The sequence below is a fragment of the Streptomyces sp. NBC_01525 genome, from assembly GCF_045040405.1.
Lineage (GTDB): Bacteria > Actinomycetota > Actinomycetes > Streptomycetales > Streptomycetaceae > Streptomyces > Streptomyces benahoarensis.
Window position 1 is genome coordinate 5,802,434 of the sequence record NZ_CP109397.1, and the last position, 15,757, is coordinate 5,818,190.

General features: G+C 71.3%; 13 protein-coding genes and 3 pseudogenes. 9 read left to right on the forward strand and 7 right to left on the reverse strand.

Annotation, left to right across the window (positions count from 1 at the left end; genetic code table 11):
* Positions 1–49 precede the first annotated feature (49 nt).
* The gene (locus OG422_RS25445; RefSeq protein WP_143939702.1) at positions 50–550 is read right to left on the reverse strand and encodes a WXG100 family type VII secretion target; all 501 of its coding nucleotides are present in this window, start codon (positions 548–550) and stop codon (positions 50–52) included.
* A gap of 166 nt (positions 551–716) precedes the next feature.
* The gene (locus tag OG422_RS25450) at positions 717–1,028 is read right to left on the reverse strand and encodes a WXG100 family type VII secretion target (RefSeq protein WP_143939703.1); all 312 of its coding nucleotides are present in this window, start codon (positions 1,026–1,028) and stop codon (positions 717–719) included.
* A 220-nt stretch (positions 1,029–1,248) separates the two neighbouring features.
* On the opposite strand from OG422_RS25450, the gene OG422_RS25455 reads away from it, so the two are divergent.
* Positions 1,249–1,890, forward strand: a complete 642-nt coding sequence (locus OG422_RS25455; protein ID WP_405745974.1) for a hypothetical protein — start codon at positions 1,249–1,251, stop codon at positions 1,888–1,890.
* A gap of 171 nt (positions 1,891–2,061) precedes the next feature.
* Here the strand turns inward: OG422_RS25455 and OG422_RS25460 are convergent, their stop codons facing one another.
* Positions 2,062–3,120, reverse strand: coding sequence for a hypothetical protein (locus OG422_RS25460; protein ID WP_405745976.1), 1,059 nt, complete (start codon positions 3,118–3,120; stop codon positions 2,062–2,064).
* A gap of 407 nt (positions 3,121–3,527) precedes the next feature.
* Here OG422_RS25460 and OG422_RS25465 point away from each other — a divergent pair, with 407 nt between their 5' ends.
* On the forward strand, positions 3,528–4,151 hold the full coding sequence (locus OG422_RS25465; RefSeq protein ID WP_251076386.1) for a response regulator transcription factor: 624 nt from the start codon (positions 3,528–3,530) through the stop codon (positions 4,149–4,151).
* On the opposite strand, the gene OG422_RS25470 is transcribed toward OG422_RS25465, so the two are convergent.
* Complete coding sequence (locus tag OG422_RS25470; RefSeq protein WP_405747980.1) at positions 4,126–5,415, reverse strand: PP2C family protein-serine/threonine phosphatase; 1,290 nt, start codon at positions 5,413–5,415, stop codon at positions 4,126–4,128. The genes OG422_RS25465 and OG422_RS25470 overlap by 26 nt on opposite strands.
* 216 nt (positions 5,416–5,631) lie before the next feature.
* On the reverse strand, positions 5,632–8,085 hold the full coding sequence (locus OG422_RS25475; RefSeq protein WP_405745980.1) for a helix-turn-helix domain-containing protein: 2,454 nt from the start codon (positions 8,083–8,085) through the stop codon (positions 5,632–5,634).
* Between the two features lie 183 nt (positions 8,086–8,268).
* Here OG422_RS25475 and OG422_RS25480 point away from each other — a divergent pair, with 183 nt between their 5' ends.
* The 3 genes and pseudogenes from OG422_RS25480 to OG422_RS25490 form a co-directional block, all read left to right on the forward strand.
* Positions 8,269–9,342 carry a BTAD domain-containing putative transcriptional regulator gene (locus OG422_RS25480; RefSeq protein WP_405745983.1) on the forward strand — a complete coding sequence of 358 codons (1,074 nt, stop codon included), beginning with the start codon at positions 8,269–8,271 and terminating at the stop codon, positions 9,340–9,342.
* Positions 9,343–9,394: 52 nt separating this feature from the next.
* Positions 9,395–10,090, forward strand: a complete 696-nt coding sequence (locus OG422_RS25485) for a hypothetical protein (protein ID WP_405745986.1) — start codon at positions 9,395–9,397, stop codon at positions 10,088–10,090.
* Between the two features lie 249 nt (positions 10,091–10,339).
* Positions 10,340–10,432 (forward strand): annotated as a pseudogene (locus OG422_RS25490) (3-oxoadipate enol-lactone hydrolase); the annotation flags it as partial.
* Between the two features lie 283 nt (positions 10,433–10,715).
* Here the strand turns inward: OG422_RS25490 and OG422_RS25495 are convergent.
* A complete protein-coding gene (locus OG422_RS25495) occupies positions 10,716–11,276 on the reverse strand; it encodes a transposase (protein WP_405745988.1) in 561 nt (186 codons plus the stop codon).
* Positions 11,277–11,430: 154 nt separating this feature from the next.
* Here OG422_RS25495 and OG422_RS25500 point away from each other — a divergent pair.
* Positions 11,431–11,883 (forward strand): annotated as a pseudogene (locus OG422_RS25500) (DUF4158 domain-containing protein); the annotation flags it as partial.
* Positions 11,884–11,913: 30 nt separating this feature from the next.
* Here OG422_RS25500 and OG422_RS25505 read toward each other — a convergent pair.
* A complete protein-coding gene (locus OG422_RS25505) occupies positions 11,914–12,351 on the reverse strand; it encodes a hypothetical protein (RefSeq protein WP_405748091.1) in 438 nt (145 codons plus the stop codon).
* A gap of 47 nt (positions 12,352–12,398) precedes the next feature.
* Between OG422_RS25505 and OG422_RS25510 the strand changes: the two genes are divergently transcribed.
* From OG422_RS25510 to OG422_RS25520, 3 genes and pseudogenes are all read left to right on the forward strand, one after another.
* Entirely contained in the window at positions 12,399–14,072 is a 1,674-nt protein-coding gene (locus OG422_RS25510; protein WP_405745991.1) for a Tn3 family transposase, read from the forward strand.
* 227 nt (positions 14,073–14,299) lie between these two features.
* A pseudogene (locus OG422_RS25515) lies at positions 14,300–15,103 on the forward strand (DUF4158 domain-containing protein); the annotation flags it as partial.
* 173 nt (positions 15,104–15,276) lie between these two features.
* On the forward strand, positions 15,277–15,735 hold the full coding sequence (locus tag OG422_RS25520) for a hypothetical protein (protein ID WP_405745994.1): 459 nt from the start codon (positions 15,277–15,279) through the stop codon (positions 15,733–15,735).
* The last annotated feature ends 22 nt before the right edge of the window (positions 15,736–15,757 follow it).

Here is a 15,757-nt window from a genome sequence, read left to right on the forward strand (position 1 = left end):
CAAGCGGAGCGTCAGTGGGGAATAGCCGGTGGTGCGGAATTTACGGCGGTCAGAATGTTTCGCCGATCGCGGACTTCGTGCCGTCAGTGACGTTCTCCGGATTTCCCCCTCCGCCTCCCCATGAGAGGAGCTGGGAGGCGAAGGCGCCGAACTCCTGGTAGGCCGCCTCCTCCGCGGAGAGGTAATTGTTGCCCGCCAGCGTCAGCGAGAAGGCGACCCGCGCCAGCACGCTGTTCGCCTGGCTCTGGGTGTCGCCGCCCTTGCCGAAGAGGCTCGTCATGCAGGCGTCGAGGCGCTGGAAGAAGGCCCCGGCCTCCTCCTGGGTCTGGCCCGCCCAGCCGAGCTGGAGGTCGGTGAGCGACTTGAAGATCTTGGATACCTCGTCACCGAGGTCCGAGACGAGCCCGCCCGCGCCGTCGGGCCCGCCGATCTGCTCCCCGTACGTGCGCAGCGCCTCGCCGTCGACACTGATGAAGGCGTGCGCGCCACCGACCTGACCGTAGACGACCGGGAGATCGGGCTGGGGCTGGGGGTCGTTGCTGGGGCTCACCGCTGCTCCTGGGGCCGTACGCGGGAGCGCCACCGCACCAACGGGCAGGAAAGCTCCCTGAGGGATGTCCGGACGCCGACGTCCGCCGTACGACCGGGGTACGGCGGACGCCCTCCGCGTGTGGGGTGCCGTCCGGGCCCACGCGGACCGGACGGCACCCCTGGCACTACTTGTGGAAGTTCTTCGTGTTCTTGGTCTCGACCTCGTGGTACATGTCGTACGCCGCCTTCATCCGCCGCTTCATCTCGTGCAACAGCGTGACCAGCGTGTCCATGTGGTCGCTGAACTCACGCTGGAGACCGGAGAAGGTCGCGCTGGACGGGGACTGCCAGACGGCCTCGGCGAGCCGGAAGGCTTCCTTCACGGCGGCGATGTCCGCCTCGATGGCGGCGGTGCATCCGCCCACCGTGCCGATGGTGTCGTGGAGCCGGTCCAGCTCGATCCGGAACTCGTTGAGGGTGAAGCTGCGAGAGGCCACACGGTGACTTTAAGTGCACAGATGACTCCGATGCAGGTCCCTCTTTCGACGCCGGTCATGTCACTGATCAGGGGCAACAAGGGTGTCACCGAACGGGGACCTGTCCGTTGCGTACCTGCATTGGATGGGATGGAGGGAACCGGGTTCCACCCGGGATGATCATGGCGGAAGGGCAATTGTGGCAGTGGAACCGAAAGACTCACGGTACGGTCCCCACCGGGTGCCCATCAACACCGATGGCGACGGCTCGGACACGTCGGGCAATGAAGCACCGCCCCCCACCGCCGCGGCCCCGCCCACCCTCTCGATGCTCTGGCTGAACCCCGAGACGATCACCACCGAGCTGCCGAAGACCGACGGCGGCGGTGGCGAGAAGAAGGCGACCAAGGCACCGACCCACCCGGCCCTCACCGTCAACATCGGTGGCCTCGCCGACAGCATGGAACTCCTGCGGACCTCCTCCACCGACCTGGTCACGCAGTACGAGAGCCTCAAGACGCTCGTCCTCGCCGCCGACGCCTCCCACACCGTCTTCGGCGAGCAGGCGACCTACACGGACAACATCCCCAAGCCGCGCCCGAACCAGTACGTAGACAGGCGCAACCCGCACGAGCCGACGTTCTTCGACCCCGACGAATTCGGCCCCATCATCAAGCCGGACCCGGGCGTGCGGCAGGCGGCCGAGAAGTTCGGCCCCGTCATGTACCCAGCCATGAAGAACGTGCTGATGGAGTGCGCCAACTCCATCGAACTGGTCGGCCGGTACATGGTCCTGATGGACCGCGCGGGCACCTACTACGCCCACGCCGACCACTCCTCCGCCTTCCCCGAGCCGACCGGCAAGCCGATCGTGGACGGCTGAGCACACAGGCGCACCGGCATCAACGGGCCGGGTCCCTGCCGATTCCTCACGGAGCGGCCAGGGGCCCGGCCCGTCCGGTTCGCGGACCGTCCGCGCGGACGGTCCATGGGCGGGGCGCCGTACGGCGCCCCGCCCATGGACATCACCGCGAACCGGTGCCCGACCGCCCGGTCACGCGGGCGCGCAGCTCAGCTGGACCGGCGCGGCGACATCGTGCGCATGCTGCGTCGCCGCCGTGTGGTCGACCCCGGTGTTGAACATCCGCAGCGTCACATGACCGCTGCGGACCTTGAACGGCCCGGGCGACAGCCACTTTCCGCGGCTGTTGATCTGGTCGATGTTGAATGCGGCGGCGGGGGTGCCGCCGCTGCGGTCGGAGTCGTAGATCGCGTACTTGGCGGGGTGCCCGCCGACGTAGAGGATCTTCGGGTTGTTCGGGATGTACACCGCCAATCGGCAGGTCGCAGCGCCCTTGATCTTGGCGGTGTAGTTGAACTTCCACAGCACGTACTGCGACGGGTCGTACTTCGTCGACGACCCCGACATCGGCAGGGAGACATACCGGCCGGTGCAGCCGGAGCCCGTGTAGCCGCCGGTGCCGGACTTGACCCAGCCGTTCTCCTTCAGGTTGAAGTTGGGGTCCTTCATCCAGACCCCCGCGGTGGGGCTGGACGGGCAGCCGTACCCGGCGAGCGCGGTGAACGCCGGGGCGACACTGCGGGTCCGGGCCGTGCTGGCGCCGCTCCTGGCGGTGGCGCTGGCCTTCGGGCTCGGCGGGGTGTGCGAGGAGCCCGTCGTGTCCCGAGTGTTCGGCGCGGGTATGTCCTGCCGCCCGTCCGGGGTGAGGTCCTGGCTGCCCGCGCCGCCGCCGGTGCCGCCGCCGATGCCGCCGATGCTTCCGCCGCTGGCGCCGCCGCTGGCGCCGCCGGTGCGGGACTCCTGGCCCTTCTCGTGGTGGTCGGCCCGGGCGGTGGCGCCCGCCGGGGCGACCTTGTCGGCCTGGTTCTTCTTGTCGCTCGGGCTGCTGAGCGCGCCGATGGCGAGGGCGCCCAGGCTCAGCGCGGCGACGACCGCGATACCGATCGCCACCAGCCGCTTGCCGGGCCTGCCCTGCTCGCCGTCGGCGCGGACGCCTCCCACGAACGCGGAGACGAAACCGTGCCGGTCCTCCTCCGGCAGACGCCCCGACGCCTCGGCAGCGGGCTGCGGGGACTTTTCCTGGTCAGCCACGTACGTACTCTCCAATTGTCTTGCCGTAAGGGACAGTCGGCAGAATACCGCTCACCGGCAATCGGAAAAGGTCTCCGGGAGAAAATCGAATCGCTTCGAACGGTTTGCCTTCCGGGGCCGCGTGGAGCGATTGTGTGATGCCCCGGCGGAGCATTGCCGTTCCGTTCCGTCTCATCGTCGATCCGGGGTACACCGATCGGTGCGGTACGTTGGGGTGCATCGCCCCGTTCCTCCGCTAGTCTGCCGTTCGGGGGTTCGGGGAACGACGCGTTGATCTGACGACAGGAATACGCATGTCTAGTTGTGCGCGCATTGTCATTGTCGAGCGCCAGAATCTCGTCCGGTACGGTCTGGAAAGGGCGCTTTCCCGGGCTTCGTGGCTCGAGGTGGTCGCCTCGGTCGAGCGCGTGCAGGACCTCCCGCTCGCCCCGGGAGCCGACGCCCCTGACGCCATCCTCTACAGCCCACCCGCGTACGACCACACGGGAACGGAGACACCGGCGCGAACCCTCGACCGCCTCGTCGCCTGCGCCCCGGTGCTCCTGATCTCGGGCTTCGTCCAGCCCTACCGCCTGCTGGGCGCCGTCCGCGCCGGAGTGCTGGGCTGCGTCACCGACCAGGTGAACGACGAGGAACTGCTGCGCGCCGTCGGCACCGTCGTCACCGGCGGTTTCCACCTCTCCGCCACGCTGGTGCCCCGGCTGCAGAGCGAGCTGGAGCAGCCCGGCGGCATCGAGCCGCGGTCGCTCGCCCGCCGCGAACTGGAGGCCCTGCGCCTGCTCGCCGAAGGGCTGACGCATGGTCAGATAGGCCGCCGGATGGGCCTTTCCGAGGCCACGGTCAGTACGTACGTCAAGCGCATCCGGGCCAAGCTCAACGTCGGCAACAAGGCCGACCTCACCCGCACCGCCATCGAGTTGGGGCTGTTGCGCGACCCCCATGCGGTGCTCGGCGCGAGCGCCATGGCACCGCTGGCCACGCCGGGGCGGGCGCCCGGCAGACGGCTCACGGACCGGGCGTACGCAGGATGAGCGCCGCCATGTCGTCGAGCCCGTCGCCGGGATGGTGGTCGGCGAGGGTGCGGCACAGTTGGTCGACCGGTTCCCGGGCGTGGTGGCGGGCGAGTGCCGCCAGTGCGCGCATTCCCTGGGTCAGGTTCTGGTCGCGGCGTTCGACCAGTCCGTCGGTGTAGAGGATGACCGTGCTGCCCGGAGGCAGCGCGCGGGAGTGGTCGGGCCGGGGCAGGGTGACGTCCACGCGGAGCGGCAGTCCGGGCTCCGCTTCGAGGTAGTGGGTGGCGCCGTCCGGCAGCACCACCAGGGGCGGCGGATGTCCGGCGCTGCTCCACCGCAGCATCCAGCCCCGGCCGACGGGGTCGATACGGGCCACGCACGCCGTGGTGAGCTGGCCGCCGGTCAGATGCATGATGCGGTCCAGCTGCGTCAGGGCGGCGCTCGGCGGGATGCGGCCGTCGAACGTCAGTGCCCGCAGCATGCTGCGGGTCTGGGACATGGCCGCCGCGGCTTCGAGGTCGTGGCCGATGACATCGCCGATGACGGCGGTGCACGAGTTGTCGGAGAGCTTCACCGCGTCGTACCAGTCGCCGCCCAGCTGACCGGGCGTACGGGCCGGACGGTAGAGGGCGCCCGCCTCGAACGGCCGGAGGTCCAACAACTGGGGCAGCAGAAGCCGCTGGAACCGCTCGGCGCTGTTGCGGACCTGGTCGTACAGGCGCGCGTTCTCGATCGCCACCCCGGCCGTCCCCGCGAGTGCCAGGATCACGCCCTCGTCGTGCCGGTCGAACGGCTTCCCGTCCTTCCGGTCGGAGAGATAGAGGTTGCCGTAGACCCGGCCGCGTACGGAGATCGCGACGCCGAGCAGGGAACGGATCGGCGGGTGCCCGGGCGGGAGACCGGCGGAATCCGGGTGGGCGGCGATGTTGTCCACCCGCAGGGGCCGCGGATGGTGGATGAGGTGGCCCAGCAGGCCATGGCCCCGGGGCGGCTCCACTCCGGCGAGGCCGGCCTTCTCCTGCGGGGTGAGGCCGAGCGGGACGAACTCGGCGAGCTGCTCGCCGGTGTCGTCCAGGATGCCCATGGCTCCGTAGCGGGCGCCGACCAGCTCCATCGCGGTGCGTACGATCCGCCGCAGCACGGTCGGCAGTTCCAGTTCGCCGCTGATGCTGACGACGGCTTCGAGCAGCGCCTGGAAGCTGCGCTGGGCGCGCGCCAGATCGTGCATCTGCTCGCCGAGGCGGTCCAGGTCCGCGCTGAGCGGCAGGTTGAGCAGCGACATGTACGGGACGTCGTCCGGCTCGTCAGGCGTTGTCTCCTCCCGGTCCTGCGCCACGCCTGCCCCTTGCTCACCGCCGCCGGAACGCGCGAGGGCGCGCTCACCTCGAATTACAGACCAGGCCATAAGAGCACATATCGGCTGCATCGCGCCTGGTGTGGGGCGTGGACGGTGCACCGACCGGGGTAACGGGACCCGGCGCGGCTCCGTGCCGACGCGTCACTCCCGCGAGCCCCGCCGGCCGGACGCCTCGCGGTGGACCTGCGCCAGGTGGTGCTGGAGGCGGGCATGGCGGAACTGGTGGACCGCGCCCGCCTGACGCAGCACACCGCGCTGGTAGGCGTCGTCGAGGAAGGCGACGACGGCCCACGGCAGACGGCCGGTCAGCGGTAGCCAGAGCCGCCCGAGGACGAGCCACTGGCCCCAGGCGGTCAGGGCGAGCGCGTACCCCAGGGCGCCGCCGACCCCGCTGAGAGTGCCGAGGACGAGCCCGGCGGCGGGGCTCCACACCAGCGGGCCCAGCACGCCGCGCAGCAGCGGGACCGCCGCCGCGGCACCGCCCCCGACCAGCACCCCGAAGGCGGGCGCCCAGACGGCGAGCCGGGCCAGCACCGTCGAGCGGTGGGTGCGCAGCAGGCCCCGCGGATGGGCGGCGGAGCGCAGGTCGAGGGGGCTTTCCACCAGGCCCAGCAGGCAGAAGCTCAGCCCGGCGGCGACGCCGAAGACCAGCCCGTAGAAGATCCCGTCAACGGTCCCGTACCGCAGCCCGTCCGGCCAGTGGAAGCGGTTGCGCATCAGGCCGACCACCAGCCCGTAGCCGCAGCCGAAGACCGTCCCGCCCAGCGTCCCGACGACCAGCCGGGGGCCGGCCGTGCCGCGGCGGGCCCCTCCGCCGCCGAGGCGCAGCCGCATGGCGGACGGCGCCACCGGGACGTCTTGGGCCGCGAACATGAGCCAGTACACGAGTCCGAACATCAGCCCGGCCAGGAGTCCCACGATCGCCCCGTCCACCAGCGGGTACGGGGCGCCGACGGCGGCGGCCAGGGCGGCGTCGGCGACGCCGATGGCCATCCCCGTCACCAGCGCGGTGACCGCGGTACGGGGGCCGCGCCGCAGCCCGCCGCCCAGCCGCCACCACGCCAGGTCGGGGGTCTCCAGCCGGTTGAGGTGGTGGGCGAGGTGGCCCAGCCAGTGCCGGGCGCGGTCCGGGGCGAAGGTGCGGCGGGGCCGGGCGCCCGGTGCCGACGGCGGCGGATGGCGGTAGACGGTGGGCAGAAAGCTCTCCAGGAGGTGGTCCTCCAGCGCCTCCGGACCGCCGAAACGCTCGCCGTCCAGGAGCTCGGCCGGATCGTGGTCCGGGGTGTCGCTGTAGACGACGCGGGCGAGCGCGACCATCAGCGGGTTGGTCAGGACGGTGGCGAGCGGCGACGCGGGCCGCGCGCGCAGGGCGGCCAGCACCGGCTCCCAGGCGTTCGCGGCGGGCCGCGCCCGGCCGGGCTTACGGGTCGTACGGGGCAGATAGGCGGCCAGGTCGTCGAGGGTGAGGTCGGTGAGGACGACCGCCGCGGCGGAGGTGAGCACGTCGGTCTCGGCGACCGCGGCGGCGTACTCGGCGGGGCGGCTGGTGAGCAGCAGCGGAAGGGCGGTGGCGTTGAGGGCTTCCAGCGCGGGGCGGCGCAGCCCGGCGGCCATCTCGTCGAATCCGTCCAGCACGGGCAGGATGCGCCCGGACTCGACCAGCGCGGCCGCCAGCGTCGTCCCGCCGGGCCCCTGGGCGGCGTAGCCGGGGTGGTCGCGGGTCAGCCGGTCGGCGAGCCAGTCCCGCAGGGTGACGGCCGTCGGGTTCCATGCGCCGATGCTGAAGATCACCGGCACCGGCTCCTCGGCGGTGCGCGACGCGAGATGGTCCAGGACGAACCGGAGCGCCAGCACCGTCTTGCCCGAACCGGACCGCCCCAGTACGACCAGCCGCCCGGACGGCAGCCGCCGGTACAGCGCCGCGATGCCGTCCAACCGCCCGTCCATCTCCAGCGGCCCGGCCGCGGCACCGGGCGGGAGGCGGCGGATGTTGGCCCAGTGATCGGCCAGCTCCTCGGGCGCGGCCCGCCACCGGACCGGCAGGGGGAAGGGGTCCTGGATCTGCCGCTGCTCCTCCTCACGGCGCCAGCGGGCGGCCACGGCCGTCGCCAGTTGCTCGGCGGCGTCCGTCGTGGCGTCCGGGGCAGCCGGCGCCGCCCGCGCCGCGTCCGGGGCCGGGACCGCACTCGGGCCTGGGACTGCACTCGGGCCTGGGGGCGTACCCGGGCCTGGGGCCGCACCCGCGTCCGGACCCGGCGCCGAACCCGCGCCCGCGTCCGGAGCCTCCCACGTGGCGCGCGCCCCCTGCGGCTCCGCCCCCTCCGCGTCCGCCGCCCGCTCCGCGGTCCCGTCCTCGCGTCCGCCGTCCCGCTCGCCGCCCACCGCCGCGCGCAGCAACTCCGCGCGCTCGCCGGGCCCGAGCGGCAGCCCACGGGCCAGCTCCTGGACCGTGGTCATCCGCGGGTTGGCGCGGCTGCCGGTCTCCAGGCCGCGGATGGTGCGGGCGCTCACCCCGGAGCGCTCCGCCAACTCCTCCTGGGTCAGCCCCGTACGGCTCCGCAGCCGCCGCAGCACCTCGCCGAACGCACCGGCCACAACTGACGGCCCCTCCCCATGAGATGACGTTCCCTCGCAGGTCGAGGACTGTAGCGCGGCCACCGGCCACATATGACCGCCTCGGTGTCCTGTCCACGATTCCTCCACCGGACCACCGTGAACACCGGCGACGCGCGTGCCCGCAGACGCCCGACGACCGCGCCACGGAACGGGGAAACCACCATGCCGACGACGACCACCACCCAGGGACGCCCGGACGTCACGCCCCTCACCGCCCGGGAACGCGAGGTGCTCCACGCGCTCGGCTGCGGCCTGGACGACGCCGAGATCGCCGACACCCTCGGCCTGCCCGTCCCCATGGTGGCCGCACAACTGGAAGGCATCCTGCGGAAACTGGGACTGCGCAACCGTGCCGCCGCCATCGTCCACGCCTTCGACCGCGGCCTCGTCGTCCCCGGCCTCGGCCCCCGCCGACACCGGGCGGCACCGGAGGCCGCCCTCCCGGACACGGCGCCCGCACCACGGCTGCGGATCTCCCTGCTCGGCCCGTTGCGGGTCCGACTCGCCGGGCGCCCCGTCGACGTCGGCCCGGTCCGCCAGCAGGCCGTCCTCGCGGCGCTGGCCTTGAAGCCGGGCCGGTCGGTCAGCCGACGGGAGCTGCTGGACGACGTCTGGGGACTGGAGTCACCGGACGCGAACGTCGTACCGGTCTACGTCTACCGGCTGCGCAAACCGCTGCGTCTCGGGGAGTGCCCGGACTCGGTGATCCGCCGTGACCGGTACGGCTACGGGCTGGCCCGCGGCGTGGTCGAGGTGGACGTGGCGTGCATGGAGGACGAGGCCACCGCCGCCGCGGCCGCCGCCCGCGCCGGGGAACTGCACGAGGCGGTACGGCGCTGCTCCCGGTTGCTGGAGCTGTTCCGCGGTGAGCCGCTGGCCGGGCTGCCCGGTCCGCTGGCCGAGACGGAACGGATGCGGCTCGCCGAACGCCGGGTCACCCTGGCGCAGCGGCGCGCCGACTGGCTGCTCCGCCTCGGCCGGGTCCCCGACGCGGTCGCCGCACTCACCGCGCTGGCCTCGGAGGAACCGCTCAACGAACCGGTCGCCGCCCTCCTGATGCGCGCCCTGCGCCACGGCGGCCGCCGGGCCGAGGCCCTGGCCGTCTTCGACCGCACCGCCCGCCACCTCGCCGACGACCTGCGGGTGCCGCCGGGCGAACTGCTGCTGCGCGCCCGATGGTCGGTCCTGCGCGGCGACGGCACGGGCACCGACGGCGACCGGGCGGGCGCCGCATGACCGGCCGCGATCGGGCGAGTGCCGTGACCGGCCGCGACCGGGCGGGCGCCACATGACCGGCTCCGACCGCGCGGAGGAGCTGCAACTCGCCCGCGTCTCCGCGGCAGGCAGCCGCGCCCGCCTCGGCCGGCGCCGCGCCACCTACCGGGCCGCCCCGCCCGGTCACGCACCGCGCACGGCGCCACGCCGCTCCCTGCGTCAGGCTCTCGCGACGCGTATACGCCGTCTGTGGAGCCCCGGCGCGCCGGCCGAGGAGGCGGCCCCGCGGCTGGACTTCTACGACCACGGGATGACGGTCGCCACCAACGGCCGGATCCATGCCATCCGCTACGACACGACCGTGGTGCGCCGCCGCGGCGCCCTCTCCCCGCAGGGCCTCGCCCCCGTCCACGTCCTCCGCGACATCGACGGTGACCACGTCCTCCTGCACGCTGCCGACTTCGGCGACCCGGAGGTGTGGGGCCGCGAGATCCGCCGCGCCGTCACCGGCGCCCAGGTGCCGCGCGCCCTGGCCACACTGGCCGGGGGAGGACGGCTCACCTTCGGCCCCGTATGGCTCACCGCGGACGGCATCGGCCGCGGCACCACGTCCCTGCGATGGGACCGGATCCAACGCGTCGCGAGCGTGAACGGAGCCGTCGCCGTCCGCGTCGCCGGACGGTGGCACGTGCTGGCGTCCGGCCTCCCGTCCCCGTTCGTCCTCCACGCCCTCGCCGCACACCTGGCCACCACCGCCGACGACGGCTGACCCGGGCCCACCCCCACGTCGTCCCCGACGGAATGGTGGAGTACCGCCAGGGCACCCCGTCCCCGTCCGGCGGCTGCGGCTGTCTTCTCGTCCCGGCCGTGGTGGTGCTCATCTTGATTGTCGCGTCCGTGCGTTGAGGGGGCGGGGGTCTCGGAGCCCTCGTCCGAGCCGGGGCGGAGTGCACCGTTTCCGTCACAGAGTTCCTGACCCGGGTGTCAGGATCGCGTCAGCGCTGGGTAGCGTGGCCGGGTGAGCGAGAAGACCCTGCAGCACCGCATCGACGGCCCCGCCGACGCCCCCGTCCTCGTCCTGGGCGCTTCGTTGGGGACAACGTGGCACATGTTGTAAGGGGCATCCAGAGGCGTCCGGCAGGTCCAGGACGGGGGCTTTGTGCCTGGTCAGGGCTTGGATTCCGATAGGGCGCAGCCCTGTCCGTGAGATCTGCGTGAGAGCTGTGAGATGGCGAAGCCCTGCCGGTGTGGATCCGGCAGGGCTTCGCTATGTGACGGGTACGGCGGTGTATGGACGGGGCTGCGTAGGGGGCAGGTCTTGTCCTGACGAGCCGGGGTGGGCAGTTCGTCTCCGGGCGTGCGGAGGAGTGTGACGTTAGCTGTGTCTGGGGTGGTTACTGAGGTTGAACTCGTGATGTCGCCTGCGGTGAGGGGTTCATGGTCAGGCCGGTCTCGGCGAGGCAGCCGTTTATGAGGTCGGTGTGGTACTGGATGTGTCGTAGGCCACGTCGGATGCGCTGGGCGAGGTGTTCGGGGGTGGTGAAGGCGACGTTGGACAGCCAGCCTCGCCGCAGCAGGGACCAGATCCCTTCGACGGGGTTGAGGTCGGGCGCGTAGGGCGGCAGGTAGTGGATGGTCAGCCAGTCCCGGGATGCGGCGAACTCCTGCAGCCCGGCAGCTTTGTGGACATTGAGGTTGTCCCAGACGAGTACGATCGGGCCGCCGAGTTGCTGGTGTGCGGCGATCAGCAGGTCTCGGTAGTCGCGCCAGGAGAAGCTTTTGCGTCCGTCGCGTCGGCCGTCGTCCCGGCGCGGCCGGTAGATCAGCCGGGATCTGCGGCCAGGTTTGTAGCAGGTCAGCTCGGCGATGGATATCCGTCTGCGCGAGCGGCCGCGCACCCTTACGGCCGGCGTCCGGCCCCGCGGCGACCAGGTCTTGGCGTGCGGCGGCGTCATGGAGAAGCCGGCTTCGTCTTCGAAGACGGGGTGCCGGTAAGAATGCTGTCACCAGCCGCAAACGGCAGTGATCTTGCGACGGTGTCACCCGTGTGGGTGAGTCCTGGGCCGTACGGCTGCGGTGAGTGAGGCCCTGCGAGGACGATCGGCGATCGTGGCCCGTACTCCGTTGGACCTGGATGAACTCGTCGAGCGCTGGACGCCGCTGAAGGACGAGCAGGCGCTCGTGTCCGGCAAGCGAGGTGCGACGCGGCTGGGCTTCGCCGTGCTGCTGAAGTTCTATACGCAGTACGGCCGGTTTCCCCGGAACCGGGCAGAGCTGCCGGGCGAGGCCGTGGAGTTCGTCGCCCGGCAGGTGCAGGTTCCCGCCTCGGAACTGGAGTCCTACGAATGGACAGGCCGCACGGTCGAGTACCACCGCGCGCAGATCCGGGAGCACCTCGGCTTCCGTGAGTGCAGCGTCGCGGACGCGGCGAAGCTGACTGCGTATCTGGCCGAGCACGTCGCGCACAAGGAACGCAGGCCCGAGCAGGTCCGGGTGGAACTGCTGGCCCGCTGCCGCGTCGAGAGCATCGAGCCGCCCACGCCGGGCCGGTGCGACCGCATCGTGGCTGCTGCTCTGCGGGAGGCTGAGGAGTCACTGACGGCCCTGATCTCCTTGCGGCTGGCCACGGAGAGCGTGGAGCGGATCACGGCTCTGGTGGCCGGTGGCGCCGACCAGGACGACCCCGGACCCGCAGGCGGTGGCAGAGAGGGTGAGGACGCCCCGCCGGTGCTGGGGAAGGTCAAGGAGGCTCCGGGCAACGTGAGCCTGGAGACGATGCTCACCGAGATCGACAAGCTGCTGGCGGTGCGGGCGATCGGTCTGCCGCCGGATCTGTTCATCGAGGTCGCGCAGAAGGTGGCTGGCTGGCTGGCGGGCGCGGGCCGCTGTGGAGTCGCCTTCCCACCTGCGGACGCACCCGGTGCCGCTGCGGGTGACCTTGATGGCCGCGCTGCTGCACGAGCGGGAGCTGGAGATCACCGACACGCTGGTGGAGCTGCTGATCTCCACGGTGCACCGGATCGGGGGCACGGGCGGAGAAGAAGGTCACCGAGCAGCTCATCAACGCGTTCAAGAAGGTGTCGGGCAAGGAGAACATCCCCTTCAAGTTTGCCGAGGCGTCGCTGGGCACCCCGGAGGGGACGGTCCGCCAGGTCGTGTTCCCGGCGGTGTCCGGGGGCGAGGCGACGCTGCGGGAGCTGGTGCACGAGTTCAAGCCCCGGGGGCCGGTCTACCGGCGCACGGTGCAGACCACGTTGAAGGCGTCGTACACCAACCACTACCGGCGCGGGCGGATCAAGCTGCTGGACGTGCTGGAGTTCCGCTCCTCCAACCACGCCCATCGGCCGGTGATCGAGGCCCTGGTGCTGGTGGCCCGGTACGCGAACGCGGGAAACACGACGTACTACCCGCTGGGTGAGACGGTGCCGGTGCACAAGGCGGTGGGCGGGGACTGGGCGGAGGTCGTGCACCGGACCGACACGCGGGGCCGACGCCGGGTGGTGCGCATGGTCTACGAGGTCGTGGCCTTCCAGGCCCTGCGCGATCAGCTCAAGTGCAAGGAGATCTGGGTGGTCGGCGCCGACAAGTGGCGTAACCCGGACGAGGACCTGCCGCAGGACTTCGAGGCCCGGCGGGCGGAGAACTACCGGGAGCTGCGCAAGCCGCTGGACGCCGCGGTGTTCGTCGACGAGCTACGCGAGCAGATGTCGGCCGAACTGACCCTGCTCAACGACTGGATGCCGAAGCTGTCCTGGCTGGACATCGCCGAACGCAAGTCCGGGGCGATCCGGCTCACAGCGGCCGAGGCCCAGCCCGAGCCGCGTAACCTGCGCAGGATCAAGGCCGAGGTGCAGAGGCGTTGGGGCATCGTGCCGCTCGTCGACATGCTGAAGGAAGCGGTGCTGCGGACCGGCTGCCTGGACGCGGTCACCTCCGTCTCCGGCGGCGGCAGCCTCTCCGCGGAGGTGCTGGCCGAACGCCTGCTACTGGTCATCTACGCGTACGGCACGAACACCGGGATCAAGGCCGTGGCATCCGGCGGCCACGGGCACACCGAGGATGAGCTGCGGTACGTGCGGCGCCGGTACCTGTCCGCCGAGGCCGCCCGCGCCATCGCCGTCCAGATCGCGAACGCCACCTTCGCCGCCCGCAGCACCGAGTTGTGGGGCCGGAGCTCGACCGTGGTCGCCTCGGGCTCCACTCACGTCCGTGCCTACGACCAGAACCTGTTCACCGAGTGGCACTCGCGCTACGGAGGCCGCGGGGTGCTCATCTACTGGCCTGTGGAGAAGAAGTCCCTGGCCATCCACTCCCAGCTGATCAACTGCACCGCCTCCGAGGCCGCCGCGATGATCGAGGGCGCCATACGGCACGGCACCACCATGGACGTCGAGGCCAACTACACGGACTCGCATGGCCAGTCGGAAATCGGGTTTGGCATCACGAGGCTGCTGAACTTCGACCTGCTACCGCGTATCAAGCGGATCAACAAGGTGAAGCTGTACCGGCCGGTCGCCGGCGAACCGGACGCCTACCCGCAACTGACCCCGGCGCTGACCCGCCCGATCCGCTGGGAACTCATCACCCAGCAGTACGACCAGACGCGGACCGCGTCGACCGAGGCGATCCTGCGCCGCTTCACCCGCAACGCCTCCCATCCCACCTACGCGGCGATGCTGGAGGTCGGGCGGGCGCAAAAGACCATCTCACCCCGCTGTTCTGGTCCCACGTACGCCCGTACGGCGAGGTGAACTCGACATGGACGCTCGCCTGAACCTCACCGCGGTCACCGTGCCGGGTCCTCGCACACCAGCGGACGACCAGCAGCCGGCCGAGCACGCATGAGCGGGGGTTGAGGAACATCGGAACGAAAACCGGCGCTAAGCCTTCCGCGTACCTGAGAGCGTATTGACCTGGACTTCTTCGAGGGCGGAGCCTTCAGCAGTCGTGTTGATCATTGACTGTGTGGAGGTCCGGGGTGCCGGTCGAATTTCTGACGGATGCGCAAGCCGCCGCGTACGCGGCGTACGACGGGGCGCCGTCGCGTACGGAGTTGGAACGGTTCTTCTTCCTGGACGACGCGGACCAGGAGATGGTCGACGGGAAGCGTCGGTCCCACAATCGCCTGGGCTTCGCGGCCCAGCTGACGACCGTGCGGTATCTCGGGGTGTTCCTGGACGACCCGGCCGACGTGCCGGGCGAGGTCGTCGATTATCTCGCCGAGCAGCTCGGCATCGAGGACGCCTCCGTGTTGAAGGCGTACGGGGAGCGGGAGAACACCCGCCTCGACCATGTGCGTGAGCTGCGACGGGTGCTGGAGTACACGGAGTTCGCCGAGGCGGAAGCCGAGTTGCGGGTGTGGGTGGACGCGCGGGCGTGGACGACCGGGGAGGGCCCGAAGGCTTTGTTCGACGCGGCGGTGGGGTGGCTGCGTGAGAGGCGCGTGCTGCTGCCCGGCGTGACGACGCTGGCGCGGCTGGTGGCCTCGGTGCGGGAGGCGGCGAACCAGCGGCTGTGGGACAGCCTCTACGGACTGCTGAGCATCGGTCAGCGGGCCGTGCTCGACTCGCTGCTGACCGTGCCGCCCGGCGCGCGGGTGTCGGAGCTAGACCGGCTGCGACGCGGTCCCGTGCGGATCTCCGGGCCCCAGATGAAGTGGGCGCTTGAGCGGACGGCGGAAATCGACGCGTTCGGTATGGGCGAGCTGGACGTGTCGGGGATACCGCCGCGGCGGCTGGCAGAGCTGTCGCGGTACGGGGTGGACGGCAAGGCGTCCCTGCTTGGTTTTGTTCACGAGTTCTGGCAGCAGATGTTCACCGCTTCGGGAGGCGCACCGTTCGGGCCGTGGTTGATGTTCACGAGAACGGGAGGCACCTCGTGTACCCATCCGCAGGATGGCCGGGGCGAGGGGGGGTGTGACGAGCTGTCAGGCCCCCCTCGGGCAGACTGTCGCTCATGACAGAAGCCGGGCTCGACGCCGCCGCCCGCTCCCTGCGGGCCTGGCTCAATCGACAGCAGTTCAGTGACCTGTCTACCTCCGAGGTGACCGCCTTCTTCACCGACTCGGTGGCCGACTGGGCGACCGACCAGGGATATGAAGTCCAGCGGGAGGTAAAGCTGCCCACCGCCACTCGGCAGAACCGGACCGGGCGCCTCGACCTGCAACTGCGGCACCGTTCGGGTAAGGGACGGCTGATCAGCATCGAGGTGGATCGGGGTACGAAGGAGTGGTCCCTCGAGAAGCTCGTCCAGGCCGCCGAGCTTGGCCACCTGGCGCTGTGGCTTCGGTGGAGCCGCGCCCCCGTCACTCTGCCGATCCCGTCCACGGTCCGGCTCATCCGGGCTCAGGTACTCAGGCGCACCACGCTCACGCGGGCGAAGGTCCACTCGCTCCGGCCGGACAACTGCGGGTAGCAGGCTGGTTCGCACCCGGCAG

Excerpts from the sequence above, each read along its gene's own strand:
- OG422_RS25520 (WP_405745994.1), top strand. The coding sequence starts at position 15,277 with ATGACAGAAGCCGGGCTCGACGCCGCCGCCCGCTCCCTGCGGGCCTGG.
- OG422_RS25480 (WP_405745983.1), top strand. The coding sequence starts at position 8,269 with ATGCCGACGACGACCACCACCCAGGGACGCCCGGACGTCACGCCCCTC.
- OG422_RS25495 (WP_405745988.1), bottom strand. The coding sequence starts at position 11,276 with ATGACGCCGCCGCACGCCAAGACCTGGTCGCCGCGGGGCCGGACGCCG.
- OG422_RS25470 (WP_405747980.1), bottom strand. The coding sequence starts at position 5,415 with ATGTCGCTGCTCAACCTGCCGCTCAGCGCGGACCTGGACCGCCTCGGC.
- OG422_RS25485 (WP_405745986.1), top strand. The coding sequence starts at position 9,395 with ATGACCGGCTCCGACCGCGCGGAGGAGCTGCAACTCGCCCGCGTCTCC.